This is a genomic window from Streptomyces jumonjinensis (genome assembly GCF_009600885.1).
Taxonomy (GTDB): Bacteria; Actinomycetota; Actinomycetes; order Streptomycetales; family Streptomycetaceae; genus Streptomyces; species Streptomyces jumonjinensis.
On record NZ_VCLA01000191.1, the window covers coordinates 1 to 13,425 of the forward strand.

9 protein-coding genes are annotated in these 13,425 nt (G+C 72.2%); 3 read left to right on the forward strand and 6 right to left on the reverse strand.

Going from position 1 to position 13,425, the window contains the following annotated elements:
- A partial coding sequence (locus tag FF041_RS29920) for a glycosyltransferase family 2 protein (RefSeq protein ID WP_153525702.1) occupies positions 1-896 on the reverse strand: 896 nt, incomplete at its 3' end.
- Between the two features lie 326 nt (positions 897-1,222).
- Between FF041_RS29920 and FF041_RS29925 the strand changes: the two genes are divergently transcribed.
- On the forward strand, positions 1,223-2,212 hold the full coding sequence (locus FF041_RS29925) for an aldo/keto reductase (RefSeq protein WP_153525703.1): 990 nt from the start codon (positions 1,223-1,225) through the stop codon (positions 2,210-2,212).
- Positions 2,213-2,527: 315 nt separating this feature from the next.
- Here FF041_RS29925 and thpR read toward each other — a convergent pair whose 3' ends face one another.
- From thpR to FF041_RS29945, 4 genes are all read right to left on the reverse strand, one after another.
- Entirely contained in the window at positions 2,528-3,094 is a 567-nt protein-coding gene (thpR, locus tag FF041_RS29930) for an RNA 2',3'-cyclic phosphodiesterase (protein WP_153525704.1), read from the reverse strand.
- Positions 3,095-3,247: 153 nt separating this feature from the next.
- Complete coding sequence (locus tag FF041_RS29935) at positions 3,248-4,585, reverse strand: MFS transporter (RefSeq protein WP_153525705.1); 1,338 nt, start codon at positions 4,583-4,585, stop codon at positions 3,248-3,250.
- A gap of 24 nt (positions 4,586-4,609) precedes the next feature.
- A complete protein-coding gene (locus FF041_RS29940; protein ID WP_153487323.1) occupies positions 4,610-5,074 on the reverse strand; it encodes a MarR family winged helix-turn-helix transcriptional regulator in 465 nt (154 codons plus the stop codon).
- A 231-nt stretch (positions 5,075-5,305) separates the two neighbouring features.
- The gene (locus FF041_RS29945) at positions 5,306-6,748 is read right to left on the reverse strand and encodes an NCS2 family permease (protein WP_153525706.1); all 1,443 of its coding nucleotides are present in this window, start codon (positions 6,746-6,748) and stop codon (positions 5,306-5,308) included.
- A 181-nt stretch (positions 6,749-6,929) separates the two neighbouring features.
- Here FF041_RS29945 and FF041_RS29950 point away from each other — a divergent pair, with 181 nt between their 5' ends.
- Both FF041_RS29950 and FF041_RS29955 read left to right on the forward strand, forming a co-directional pair.
- Positions 6,930-7,256: a DUF2530 domain-containing protein gene (locus tag FF041_RS29950; protein WP_153525707.1), complete on the forward strand. Its 327-nt coding sequence runs from the start codon at positions 6,930-6,932 to the stop codon at positions 7,254-7,256.
- 120 nt (positions 7,257-7,376) lie between these two features.
- Complete coding sequence (locus tag FF041_RS29955) at positions 7,377-9,890, forward strand: HAD-IC family P-type ATPase (RefSeq protein ID WP_153525708.1); 2,514 nt, start codon at positions 7,377-7,379, stop codon at positions 9,888-9,890.
- Positions 9,891-10,082: 192 nt separating this feature from the next.
- Here the strand turns inward: FF041_RS29955 and FF041_RS29960 are convergent, their stop codons facing one another.
- Positions 10,083-13,310 carry a sacsin N-terminal ATP-binding-like domain-containing protein gene (locus FF041_RS29960; RefSeq protein WP_153525709.1) on the reverse strand — a complete coding sequence of 1,076 codons (3,228 nt, stop codon included), beginning with the start codon at positions 13,308-13,310 and terminating at the stop codon, positions 10,083-10,085.
- Positions 13,311-13,425 lie beyond the last annotated feature (115 nt).

The following is a 13,425-nucleotide window of genomic DNA, read 5'->3' on the forward strand; positions in this document are numbered from 1 at the left end:
TAGTGCGGACGCCGCTTGGATTCGCAGTAGATCCGGCCCACATACTCGCCGATGATTCCGAGCGTCGCGATCTGCACTCCGCTCAGGGCGACGATGACCGTGATCAGCGTGGCGTAGCCGGGCGTCTCGACGCCGTCGACGAGCACATTGACGACGATCCACAGCGCGTAGAAAAGGGCGGAGAGAAAGAGCCAGAGACCGCCGTGGATCGCCATCCGCAGCGGGCGGCTGTTGAAGGAGAGCAGTCCGTCGATTCCGTAGTTCAGCAGCCGCCGCCCGCCCCATTTGGACTGGCCGGCCGCCCGCCGCACATTCTCATAGGTGAAACCGATCGAGTCGAAGCCGATCCAGGAGAAGAGCCCTTTGGAGAAGCGGTTGTTCTCCGGGAGCGAGAGCAGCGCGGTCACGGCCCGCCGGGAGAGCAGCCGGAAGTCTCCCGCGCCGTCGATGACTTCGACGTCCATGAAGCGGCGCACCAGCCGGTAGTACGCCCGGCTGAGCCGGGTGCGCACGATGCCTTCACCGGCGCGGTCCCGCTGGGCGACGACTTGGTCGTAGCCGTGCCCGTGGAGTTCCAGCATCCGGGGGATGAGGGCGGGCGGATGCTGGAGGTCGGCGTCCATCAGGATGACGGCGTCTCCCCGCGACATCCGCAGCCCCGCCAGCATCGCCGATTCCTTGCCGAAATTACGGCTGAAGGAGGTATAGCGCGTCCGGTGGTCGGCGGACGCGAGTTCTTGCAGATGGGCGCGGGTGTGGTCGCTGCTTCCGTCGTCCACGTAACACAGTTCCCAGGTCTTCCCCGTGGTTTCGAGCACCTGGATCAGCGTGGCGTGAAAAGTCTCGATCACCTCGCTCTCGTTGAAGCACGGTACGACAATCGAAATCTGTGGCATCGCTGCTGCTGCTTTCCTGGCTCTGGGTCGCTGCTTCCCATTCGATCCGTATTCACCGCCCTGGTCTTGCATGGTCTCCATAGTGCGAGGCGCCGGGGCTGGAGCCGGGAATTCAGCGCCCTTATGGCGCGGCTTCCCCCGTGTTCCGCGGTTTGCGTCCGTTCGCGTTCACCCGCCGGTGCGCGGCGGGGTGGTTCCGGGGAGCCCTCGCGCCGCGCGGGCCCGGCCGCGTTCCCGCGACCGCGTCCGTACGCGTACGGACGCGCCCGGACGCGCCCGTAAAAGTCCTTGCTTGGAGTGCGCTGTACGGCGTTGGCTTGTCGCTCATGGAGTACACGCAGCTCGGACGTACAGGACTCAAGGTCAGCAGGCTCGTCCTCGGGACGATGAACTTCGGGCCGCACACGGATGAGGCCGACAGCCACGCCATCATGGACGCCGCGCTGGGCGCGGGCGTCAATTTCATCGACACTGCCAACGCCTACGGCGGGCCCGGGTCCAGGGGCCGTACCGAGGAGATCATCGGCAGCTGGTTCGCGCGGGGCGGCGACCGGCGGGACAAGGTCGTTCTGGCGACCAAGGTGTACGGCACCATGACCGAGGACGGGACTCCCTGGCCCAATCACCACAAGCTCTCGGCGCTGAACATCCGCCGGTCCGTCGAGGCCAGCCTGAAGCGGCTGGGCACCGACCACATCGATCTCTACCAGTTCCATCACATCGACCGGGACACCCCGGTCGACGAGATCTGGCAGGCCGTCGACACCCTGATCGCCCAGGGCAAGGTCCTCTACGCCGGGTCGTCCAATTTCCCCGGCTGGAAGATCGCGCAGGCCAATGAGGCGGCCCGGCGCAGGGGCTCGTACGGGCTGGTCAGCGAGCAGTGCCTGTACAACCTCTTCGAGCGCCGGGCCGAGATGGAGGTGATCCCCGCCGCTCAGGAGTACGGGCTCGGGATCATCCCCTGGTCGCCGCTGCACGGCGGTCTCCTCGGCGGAGTGATCAAGAAGGAGGCGGCGGGCGCCCGCCGGACCGCCGGGATGGCGGCGGAGCGGCTCCAGGACCCCGCCGTCCGTGAGCGGATCGGGGCGTACGAGGAGCTGGTCGAGAAGCACGGGCTCGCGCCCGGGGAGGTGGCGCTCGCCTGGCTGCTGACCCGGCCCGGGGTGACCGGGCCGATCGTGGGGCCGCGTACGGCCGGGCAGCTGGCGGGTGCGCTGCGGGCGCTGGAGCTGGAGCTGAGCCAGGAGCTGCTGGACTCGCTCGACGGGGTGTTCCCGGCGAGCGGTCCGTCACCGGAGGCGTTCGCCTGGTAGACGGCGGGCGGCGGTAGGCGGTGCAGCGGTACGGCGGCCGTGGGCCGCCGTACCCGGGCGTGGGCCGGGCGGGGCCTGGGCCGTCGGGGGCGTGGGTCCGGGCGGGAGACCCGCTACTGGCCGGCCACGGCGGCCACCGCGATGACCGCGAACATCAGCACGAGGACGCCCGCCATGATCTTGTTTCTGGTCTTGGTGTTCACAGCACGAGGTTAACCCGGCCCGCTGACAGCCTCCGCGCCCAGGGCCGGTCCGGGGGATCGGGCGGGGCTCGGAGAGCGGGGACCGGCACCCGGGGCGTCCCGGCGGGATCCGTCAGGAGCGCCCCAGGGGCCAGCTGTCGACCATGCCGTACCGGGGCCGGGCTCCCGGGACCCCGGGGACCGGGGGGTCGCTGCGGACCAGCGCGAGCTCCGTCACCTCCCAGGGGGTGCCCTCGAAGCAGCTCAGCTCTGCCAGACACGGCCCGAGATCGGCCTCGGCGCGGCTGCGGGCGAGGGTGAGATGGGCCAGATAGCGGCGGTGCTCCGTCATCGCGACGCCCGCTCTGCGGGCCGCCGCGTCGCTGCGCTCGGCGAGCAGCCGCAGTTCGTCGAGGCCGCCCGCCACACCGGCCCACAGCGCGCGGTGGCCGAAGTGGCCGCCGCCGCGGATCCGCAGCGGGAAGGGGGCGGTGCGGCCCGCGGCCCGGGCCAGCCGCACCCGCAGCTCCGGCAGCAGCCCCTCGTCCACCTCGCCCATGAAGGCGAGGGTGAGGTGCCAGCCCGCCCGGCCGGTCCAGCGCAGACCGTCCGAGCCGGGCAGCTTCCTCAACCGGTCCACGGTCACCCCGAGTTCGGCGACCGCTTCGACCGGCGGCAGTACAGCGGCGAAGAGTCTCATACCGTCGAGTCTGGCCCACCCGGAGGACGGCTCACCCGGGGATCGGCTCACCCGGACCGTACGGGGAGGCGTACGACCGGACCGTACGGGGAGGCGTACGAGGGGAGGCCGCTCACCCGGGGGTCGTACGGGGAAGACGTACGGGGAGGCGGCTCACACGGCGGTCGGCAGCCGCTTCACGGGCTGCCCTCCCCGCTTCGGCACGAACTCCAGATGCTTATGGCCCCGGCGCAGATCGACCTTCAGCCGCAGTCCGCCCGCGCGGGCCAGCATCGCGCCGACGCCCAGTGCCGCCGCGAGCGAGATCGCACCGCCCAGCGCGAGGCCGACCCTCGGCCCGTACGCGTCGGTGATCCAGCCGAAGAGCGGCCCGCCCAGCGGTGTGCCGCCCACGAAGACCATCATGAACAGGCTCATCACCCGGCCCCGGACCGCCGGATCGGTCGCCGTCTGGATGCTGGAGTTGGCGGTGACGTTGACGGTGAGACCGAACATGCCGACCAGCACCATCGCCAGCGCGAAGACCCAGAAGGCCGGGGCGAAGGCGGCCACGATCTCCAGGATGCCGAAGAGCACCGCCGCGCCCACCAGTATCCGCAGCCGCGAGGTTCCGCGCCGGGCCGCGAGCAGGGCCCCGACCAGCGATCCGGCCGCCATCAGGGCGTTGAGCAGGCCATAGGTGCTCGCGCCCGCGTCGTAGACGTCGTGGACGAAAGCGGTGAGCCAGATCGGGAAGTTGAAGCCGAAGGTGCCGATGAACCCGATGAGCACGATCGGCCAGATCAGCTCGGGGTGTGCGGAGACATAGCGCAGGCCCTCCCGCAGCTGGCCCTTGCCGCGCGGGGCGCGCTCGGCGTGGTGCAGCTCGGCGGGGCGCATCAGCAGCAGGGCTGCGATGGGCGCGAGGAAGGAGAGCCCGTTGAAGAGGAAGGCGTAGCCGCTGCCGACCGCGGTGATCAGCACACCGGCGACGGCGGGGCCGACCAGCCGCGCGGACTGGAAGTTGGCGGAGTTGAGGCTGACCGCGTTGGCGAGCTGGTCGGGGCCGACCAGCTCGGAGACGAACGTCTGGCGGGCCGGGTTGTCGACCACGGTGACCAGACCGAGCGCGAAGGCCGTGAGATAGACGTGCCAGACCTCGACCCGGCCGGTGATGGTGAGGGCGGCGAGCACCAGACCCGTGACGGCCATCGCGGACTGGGTGACGAGCAGCAGCCGGCGCTTGGGCAGCCGGTCGGCGAGGACGCCGCCGTACAGGCCGAAGAGCAGCATGGGCAGAAACTGGAGGGCGATGGTGATGCCGACGGCGGACGCCGATCCGGTGAGGGTCAGCACCAGCCAGTCCTGGGCGATGCGCTGCATCCAGGTGCCGGTGTTGGAGACCAGGGCGCCGATCGCGAAGAACCGGTAGTTGCGGATTCTCAGCGAGCTGAACATGGTCGTCGTGGTGGACGGTGCGGGTGCGGAGTCTGCTCCGGGTCCCGTACTCAAAAGGGTTCGCCTCCTTGCGGTGCTCTACAGATGCGCGAGTTTCTCCAGGACGGGGGCCGCCGCGCGGAGCCTGGCCCATTCGTCCGCGTCCAGACCTTCGGCGAGACCCGCGAGCCAGACGTTCCGCTTGCGGCGGCTCTCTTCGAGCATGGCCTCGGCCCGCCCGGTCTGGGTGACGACCTTCTGGCGGCGGTCGTCGGGGTGCGGCTCCAGCCGGACCAGGCCCTTGGCCTCCAGCAGCGCCACGATCCGGGTCATGGACGGCGGCTGGACATGCTCCTTGCGCGCCAGCTCACCGGGGGTGGCCGAGCCACAGCGGGCGAGGGTGCCGAGCACCGACATCTCGGTGGGGCTCAGCGACTCATCGACGCGCTGGTGCTTCAGCCGGCGGCCCAGCCGCATCACGGCCGAGCGGAGGGCGTCCACGGCGGCGGCGTCGGTCACCGGTGGTGCGGTGGCATCGGCGGCGCCATGAGGCAGGTCAGACATGTTCATTAGCATAACTCATTACTCTAACTAAGGACCACTCGATAAATGCTCTCCCCCACGAGTGATACCCGGTGGGAGCGGGGCGCTCCCGGCCCGCCTCAGGGGGCCGGGGCGCGGGGGCGTACAGGCGTACAGACGCACAGGCGTACAGGCGGCGGGAACGGCGGAAGGGGCCACGGCCGACCGGCCATGACCCCTTCCGCACCCGGCGTCCCCGCCGGGCGCTCGCGTCTAGGTGAGACCCAGCGCGGGCATCGCGTAATAGAAGACGAACACCGCCGACACGGCGTACATCGCCACCGGCACCTCACGGCCCCGGCCCGCCGCTAGCCGCAGCACGCAGAAGGTGATGAAGCCGATGCCGATGCCGTTGGTGATCGAGTAGGTGAACGGCATCATCACCATGGCCAGGAACGCCGGAACCGCGAGCGTGTAGTCGTTCCAGTCGATGTCCCGGATCGAGCCGGCCAGGATCAGGAAGCCGACCGCCAGCAGAGCGGGCGTCGCCGCCTGGGACGGGACCATCGTGGCCAGCGGGGTGAGGAAGAGCGCCACCGAGAAGAGCCCGCCGGTGACCACGGAGGCGAGGCCGGTGCGGGCCCCCTCGCCGACGCCCGCCGTGGACTCCACGAAGCAGGTCGTCGCCGACGAGGAGGTCGCGCCGCCGGAGGCCACCGCGATGCCGTCGACGAAGAGAACCTTGTTGATGCCCGGCAGATTGCCGTCCTTGTCCAGCAGCTTGGCCTCGTCGCCGACGCCGAGGATGGTGCCCATCGCGTCGAAGAAGCAGGACAGCAGCACCGTGAAGACGAAGAGCGAGCCGGTGAGGATGCCGACCTTCTCGAAGCCGCCGAACAGGCTGACCTCGCCGACCAGCCCGAAGTCCGGGGTGTCGATCGGGTTGCCGGGCCACTTCGGGGTGGTCAGACCCCAGCTCGGGACCTCGGCCACCGCCTCGATGATCATCGCGACGACCGTCATGGCGACGATGGAGATCAGGATCGCGCCCGGCACCCTGCGGATGATCAGTACGAGCGTGAGCAGCGCGCCGAGGACGAAGACCAGCACCGGCCAGCCCATCAGATGACCGCCGCTGCCCAGCGTCAGCGGGACGGTGGTCTGGGCGGCGTCCGGGATACGGGAGACGAAGCCCGCGTCGACCAGGCCGATCAGCATGATGAACAGGCCGATGCCGATGGCGATGCCCTTGCGGAGGCTGCGCGGGACCGCGCTCATCACCCGTTCGCGGAGGCCGGTGGCGACCAGCAGCATCACGACGAAGCCCGCGAGGACCACCATGCCCATGGCGTCGGCCCAGGACATCCGGGGCGCGAGCTGGAGGGCGACGACGGTGTTGACTCCGAGGCCCGCCGCGAGCGCGATCGGGACATTGCCGATGACGCCCATGAGGAGGGTGGAGAAGGCCGCCGTCAGCACGGTCGCGGTGACCAGCTGGCCGCCGTCGAGCTGATGGCCGTACATGTCCTTGGCGCTGCCGAGGATGATCGGGTTCAGCACGATGATGTAGGCCATCGCGAAGAAGGTGGCGAAACCGCCGCGGATCTCACGGGCGACCGTGGAACCCCGCTCGGAGATCTTGAAGTAGCGGTCCAGGCCGCTGAGGGTGCCCTTCGGCTGATGCTCGGGGGCGGCGGCAGAGGCCGACGAGGTCATTCCATCCTCATTTGGCTTGGATGTTCCTACGAACACTTCAGGTCATGGGCAAACCGTTTCAGTATGAATATATAAGGGAAAGATCGCCATCTCCGCGCGTAGACCCTTGGGGTTACTGGCCTGGTGGCCCCACTCGGCGTAGCACGGAGGGTGCCGTGGAGCGCACGCCTAGACTGTTCGCATGGCGAAGTGGACTCCCAAGCACGAGGCGCCCGAGCCCCTGGAAGGGCCGGTCGTCGCCACCATCACCGGTGGCACGATCCTCTGGTTCGTCCTCTTCCTGGTGCAGATCCCGTTCTACAGCTGGTTCGCGGACCGCGATCTGATGTGGTGGGTGTGGACCTGTCTGGCCGGCGCCGGTCTGGGGCTGATCGGCATCTGGTACGTACGGAAGCGGGACGCCGCGATCAAGCGGGCGGAGGCGGCACGGGCCGCCGGGGAGGACCGCGCCGGCGGGACCGGCCCGGAGGCGTCGTCGTCCACGGCCGGGGGCGCCGGGCAGGGCTGAGCCGCCCCTCCGGCCGAGGCGGGCCGCCGGGGCGCCCCGCCGGATGACGCCGCGCCGTTCTCTTGGCGCGGCGCGGTGTTCGAAGGGTGGAGCCGACCCCGCCGCCGTACCGTACGAACCATGACCCAGCGGGCGAGGATCGACAGGGACGGCCCGGAGCCGGACGGGCGGGCCGGCCCGGGGGGACCCACCGGGCCGGAGCACCCGCCGGACCCCGTCATCGACGCGGGCGCGGAGCTCGACCCCGTACACCCGGTGAAACCCCCGGCGCCCCGTGCCGCCGCCGGGCTGACCGCCGCCGAGGTGGCCCGCCGGATCGAGCGCGGCGAGGTCAACGACGTACCCGTCCGCTCCTCCCGCTCCACCGCCGACATCATCCGGGGCAATGTCTTCACCCGCTTCAACGCCCTCATCGGCGCGCTCTGGGTGATCATGCTGATCGTCGCGCCCATCCAGGACAGCCTCTTCGGCTTCGTCATCGTCGCCAACACCGGGATCGGCATCGTCCAGGAGCTGCGCGCCAAGCGGACTCTCGACTCCCTCGCGGTCATCGGCGAGGCGAAGCCCACCGTCCGGCGCGACGGGCGGCCGGTGGAGGTCTCCACCTCGGCCATCGTCCTCGGCGATCTCATCGAGCTGGGCCCCGGCGACAAGGTCGTGGTGGACGGCGTGGTGGCGGAGGCCGATGCGCTGGAGATCGATGAGTCGCTGCTGACGGGCGAGGCCGACCCCGTGCTCAAACGCCCCGGCGACCAGGTGATGTCGGGGAGTTTCGTGGTCGCGGGCGGCGGCGCGTTCACGGCCGCCAAAGTGGGCCGCGAAGCCTATGCCGCGCAACTCGCCGAAGAGGCGTCCCGGTTCACCCTCGTCCACTCCGAACTGCGCAGCGGCATCAGCACCATTCTCAAATATGTGACCTGGATGATGGTCCCCACCGCGACCGGGCTCGTCATCAGCCAGCTCGTCGCCGAGCACAACGACGTCAAGGACTCCATCGCGCGGACCGTGGGCGGGATCGTGCCGATGATCCCGGAGGGGCTGGTGCTGCTGACCTCGGTCGCCTTCGCCATCGGGGTCATCCGGCTCGGCCGCAGACAGTGCCTGGTGCAGGAGCTGCCCGCGATCGAGGGGCTGGCCCGGGTGGACGTGGTCTGCCTCGACAAGACCGGCACCCTCACCGAGGGCGGGATGGACGTCACCGAGCTGCGCCCGCTGAACGGCGCGGACGAGGCGTACGTACGGACCGTGCTCGGCGCGCTGGGCGCGGCGGACCCGCGTCCCAACGCCTCCCTCCAGGCGATCATCGACGCGTATCCGGAGGGGGAGGGGCGCGAGGGGTGGCGGCGGACCGGCGCGCTGCCTTTCAGCTCGGCGCGCAAGTACAGCGGCGCGACCTTCGACGAGGGCGACGGGCGGCCGGTGACCTGGCTGCTGGGCGCACCCGATGTGCTGCTGGCGCCGGACGATCCCGCGCTCGCCGGGATCGAGGGGCTCAATGAGCGCGGTCTGCGGGTGCTGCTGCTGGCCAGGGCCGCCGGACCGCTGGAGGCGGCTGGGGCAGCCGAGGCGGCCGAGGGCGCGCGGGCCGCCGCGCTGGTGGTCCTGGAGCAGCGGCTGCGGCCCGACGCGGGCGACACCCTGCGGTACTTCGCCGAGCAGAACGTCTCCGCCAAGGTCATCTCCGGCGACAACGCGGTCTCGGTCGGCGCGGTGGCGGGCAAACTCGGTCTGCCCGGCGCGGACCACACGGTCGACGCGCGCACCCTGCCCGCCGAGCGGGACGCGATGGCGGCGGAGCTGGACGCCCACAGCGTCTTCGGCCGGGTCACCCCGCAGCAGAAGCGGGACATGGTGGGGGCGCTCCAGTCCCGGGGGCACACGGTCGCGATGACAGGCGACGGCGTCAACGACGTGCTGGCGCTCAAGGACGCGGACATCGGGGTCTCGATGGGCTCGGGCTCCGAGGCGACCCGGGCGGTGGCGCAGATCGTGCTGCTGAACAACAGCTTCGCCACGCTCCCCTCGGTGGTGGCCGAGGGCCGCCGGGTGATCGGCAACATCACCCGGGTCGCCACGCTCTTTCTGACGAAGACGGTCTACTCGGTGCTGCTGGCGGTCCTGGTGGTGTGCAGCCAGGTGGAGTACCCCTTTCTGCCCCGGCATCTGACGCTGCTGTCCACGCTGACGATCGGCGTCCCCGCCTTCTTCCTGGCGCTGGCGCCGAACACGGAGCGGGCCAGGGCACATTTCGTCCGGCGGGTGATGCGGTACGCGATCCCCGCGGGGATCATCGCGGCGGCGTGCACCTTCGCCGCCTATCTGCTGGCGCGGTCCCACTACAGCGGGCCCGGCGCGCTGGACGCCGAGACGAGCGCGGCGACGCTGACGCTGTTCCTGGTGTCGCTGTGGGTCCTGGCGATCGTCGCCCGCCCCTACACCTGGTGGCGGGTGGCGCTGGTGGCGGCGATGGGGCTCGGATTCGTCCTGGTGCTGGTGGTGCCCTGGCTTCAGCAGTTCTTCGCGCTGAAGCTGGTGGGGGTGGTGCTGCCGTGGACGGCGGTGGGGATCGCGGCGGCGGGCGGGGTGCTGCTGGAGCTCAGCTGGCGCTGGGTGGATCGGAGGTTTCCGGCGTAGGGCCGGGCGCGTTCCGGCGTAGGGCCGAGCGCGCGAGGGACCCCGGGCCGGGGCGGCGCGCGGGGGGGCCTCGTCCGGTCGGGTGGGCGGCGTGCTCCCGGGCGGGCACTCCCAGGCGGGCACTCCGCAGTGGCAGGGGTGCCCGGTCGTCCGAGTGCCCCTGCCACACGGGCGCGGCCCCTCCGGCGCCGGCTACCGCAGCGGGTCGAACCAGCGGTCGCGGGCCAGTTCCTCCGTACGGGAGGGGTCCTCCAGCAGGGCCGCGACCTCGAAGCGCCGGGGCCACTGGCCGGCCGCCCAGGCGAGGCCCGCCGCCACGCCCTCCAGGGTCGCGGCGTGCAGTACGCCGTCGGGGGTGCGGCGCCATGCGAGTGCGGCGCCGCCCGCGATGAGCTCGTCGTGCTCGACGTAGAAGGCGGGGACGCCGGGGCCGAGCAGCGTCCGCACCGACTCGGGGACAGCGTGCTCCTCCCCCTCGCTCGTCACCTCCGCCACGACCGTCTCGCTCAGCCGGCGCACCTGGAACAGCTCGGCCAGCTCCGCCGCGCGCTCCGGGGCCACCGGAAGCAGCGGCAGGCCGTCCGCGAGCGGCAGCAGATCGGGCGAGTCCGCCACCACCGCGTCCGCCGCGTCCACGACGGCCGTCCCGCCGTCGACCACCGCCCGCACCTCGTCCGGGAGCGTGACCTGCCGCGGCTCCAGCTCCGCCAGCGCCGTGTACAGGCCGTGCAGCTGGACGGGGCGCACCGGACGGTCCGGGTCCGCGAGCAGGGTGAGCAGCTCCGCCGCGCCGCCGGGCTCGTCCAGGAGGGCGGCCACCGAGGTGCGTACGCCCAGTGCCCGCAGTACCTGGGCGTCGTCGAAGCCGGTGGCGTCCACGGCCTCGTACAACCCGTCCAGCAGGGGATCGCCGCCCGCGGCGCGCAGTCCGGCCGGGCGGCGGCCGTCGAGCACGGGGTGGTCGCGCAGCCACCACGCCGTGTACGGACGTACCGACTCGGTGGTGCCGTCCGGCAGCAGTACGCGTACGGGCTGGGTCAGGGCGTCCCGCAGCGGCGGCTGGGCGAGCAGCGCCAGCGCCTGCGGCCAGCGGTCGTCGTCCACGAGATCCAGGTCGCGGACGGCGGTGATCTCGGTCGCCACCGGCGGTACGGGGGTCTCCGGCAGCCGGTCGAGCACGTCCTCGCACCAGACGTCCACGGCGTCCAGCAGTCCGGCGTCGTCGGGCTCGGCCCAGTCGCCTTCGCGGGGCTCCAGCTCATCGGGGTCGAGGACGACGTCGGCGGCGCGGACGAGCGCGAAGTTCGCCAGCACTCCGCAGGCGGCCAGCGGCTGCTCGCCCCAGGTGCGGGCCAGTTCGGCGTCGACGAAGGCGAGCTCGTCCTCGCGCATCACGGAGGCGAAGGGACTGTCCGGGAGCACCAGTTCACCGGCCGGGGCCATCTCGCCGTCCTCGTCGGGCACCGCCAGCGCGCCGAGCCAGGGTTCGTCGCCGGGCTCCAGTTCGGCGTCCCGTACCAGCGCCAGAACCAACTCGGCGAGCTCCCCGGCGTCGAGGGCGTCCTCGTCCCAGATTCCGCCGTCGTCCAGGGACCCGGCGACGGCCGCGCGCACCTGAGGCGTGGTCAGCACGGCGCGGGGGGAGGCGGGCAGTGCGCCCAGCTTCTCCAGCAGGGGGTGGGCGGCGTCCGGGTGGACGACCTTCAGCCCGAGCCGGGCGAGGCCGGCGGGGGTGTCGGACAGCGGGAGGAGGGTCTGCCGGGGGCCGATGGCCGTACGGCCGTCCTGGAGCGGTACGGGGAGCCCGGAGAGGCGGTCGGGGTCGACGCCCGCGAGGCTGTCGTAGAGCCGCCGCCACCAGGCGGGCTCGCGCTCCAGCCCGGCGAGGCGGTCGACGGCCTCGGTCAGCGGGACCCGGGCGACGCCTAGCGTACGGAGCTCGGCGCGGCGTTCGAGACCGGCGGGGAGCAGGCTCGGCAGCACCTCGGCGAGGACGCGTACGGTGTCCGCTCCCGCGCCCTCCAGCACCTCCGCCTCGATGGGCCGCAGCGCGTCGGGGGCGGCGCGGCCGGGCAGTCCGGTGTCCTCCCGGTCCAGGTCGCGGGTGTCCTCCTGATCCGGGTCGCGGGGGGAGGCCGCCGCCAGGAACGCCGTACGGGGCAGCAGCTCCAGGATCGCGGCGCGGAGCGCGCCGTCCAGCTCGCCCTTGCCGAGCGGGCCGGGCACCAGGTCGACGGTTCCGGTGGTCACGGGACGCCAGTCGCCGAGGAGTCCGGCGTACGCGATCGCCGCGCGCTGGACGAGGAAGTCGGTGAGGGGGCCGGGGGCGGGGTGGCGGCGGGTGGTGTCCAGCGGCAGCGAGGCGATCAGCAGGGCGGGGACGCCGAGGGGTTCGTCGGTGGGGGTGGGGGCGTGGACGACGGGGACGGTGAGCGGGCGGACGGGCGTGCCGTCGCCGTCCACGGGCACGGCCCAGGTGATGGTCCAGTAGGGGCGCAGCCGCTCTTCCAGGGGGCGGTCCCACAGCAGGGCGGGGTCGATGGGGCCGTTGTGGGTGACGGTCCGCCAGCGGCGTTCCCCGTGGTCGCTGTCCCGGACGCTGATGTAGGGGCCGTCCTCGTCCCGCTGGAGCGTCCGTACGCCGTCGGGGGTCTCGATCACGATCTCGGCCAGGCCGGGGAGGGTGAGGAGGAGGGCGTCGTCGATGCCGGCCAGCAGACGCTGGACGAGGTCGACGGCGGCGCCGTCGCGCAGGGGGAGGACGACGACGGTGTCGTATCCCTCGGGGGCGGTGCCCTCGGCGGGGAGGGGGAGCCGCAGCAGGGGGACCTGGCCGTCGCGGCGGCGCAGTTCTCCGGCGAGGCCGTCCTGGGGTTCCTGAGCTGTTCCCTGGGCCTCCTGGGACTGGGCGGCTCGGGCGGCTTCCGTGGCGAGTTCGCGGGCCTCGGCGAGGGACCAGCGGACGCCGCCGTGGCGGCCGACGACGGCGGGCTCGTCGCTGACGGCGAGGACGGCGGCGAAGCCGACGCCGAAGCGGCCGACGGTGGGCTCCTCGGCGTCCCGCTTGGCGGAGGCGCGCAGGGTGCTGAGGGATTCGGCGCCCGCGGCGTCGAGGGGCGCCCCGGTGTTGGCGGCGGCGAGCACGGCGGGGGCGTCGCCCGAGGCGGGCTTGAGGGTGAGGCGGAGGCGGCCGGGGGTCCGGGTGCGGGCGGCGGCGTCGGCGGCGTTCTGGGCGAGCTCGACGATGAGGCGGTCCCGGTAGCCGCCGAGGACGAGGTCCTCTTCGGCGTTGGCGTCCTCGCGGAAGCGGGCGGGGCTGGCGGCCCAGGCGTCGAGCACTCCCCGGCGCAGGCGGGCGGTGCCGAAGGGGTCGGAGGCCTCGGGGGGAGTGACGCTGACGCTCACGGTGGGGCTCCGCATCTGTGCGCTGTGCTCAGGAGGTGGTGATGCCGGGTGGGGTTCGGGTGCTCCGGGCGAAGGTACCGCGTCCGAGGCGGGTTCCTGGGGTCCAGGGTTCCGTCCTCAAGCGCCGGAC

Excerpts from the sequence above, each read along its gene's own strand:
- FF041_RS29925 (WP_153525703.1), top strand. The coding sequence starts at position 1,223 with ATGGAGTACACGCAGCTCGGACGTACAGGACTCAAGGTCAGCAGGCTC.
- FF041_RS29945 (WP_153525706.1), bottom strand. The coding sequence starts at position 6,748 with ATGACCTCGTCGGCCTCTGCCGCCGCCCCCGAGCATCAGCCGAAGGGC.
- FF041_RS29950 (WP_153525707.1), top strand. The coding sequence starts at position 6,930 with ATGGCGAAGTGGACTCCCAAGCACGAGGCGCCCGAGCCCCTGGAAGGG.
- thpR (WP_153525704.1), bottom strand. The coding sequence starts at position 3,094 with ATGAGACTCTTCGCCGCTGTACTGCCGCCGGTCGAAGCGGTCGCCGAA.
- FF041_RS29940 (WP_153487323.1), bottom strand. The coding sequence starts at position 5,074 with ATGTCTGACCTGCCTCATGGCGCCGCCGATGCCACCGCACCACCGGTG.
- FF041_RS29955 (WP_153525708.1), top strand. The coding sequence starts at position 7,377 with ATGACCCAGCGGGCGAGGATCGACAGGGACGGCCCGGAGCCGGACGGG.
- FF041_RS29960 (WP_153525709.1), bottom strand. The coding sequence starts at position 13,310 with ATGCGGAGCCCCACCGTGAGCGTCAGCGTCACTCCCCCCGAGGCCTCC.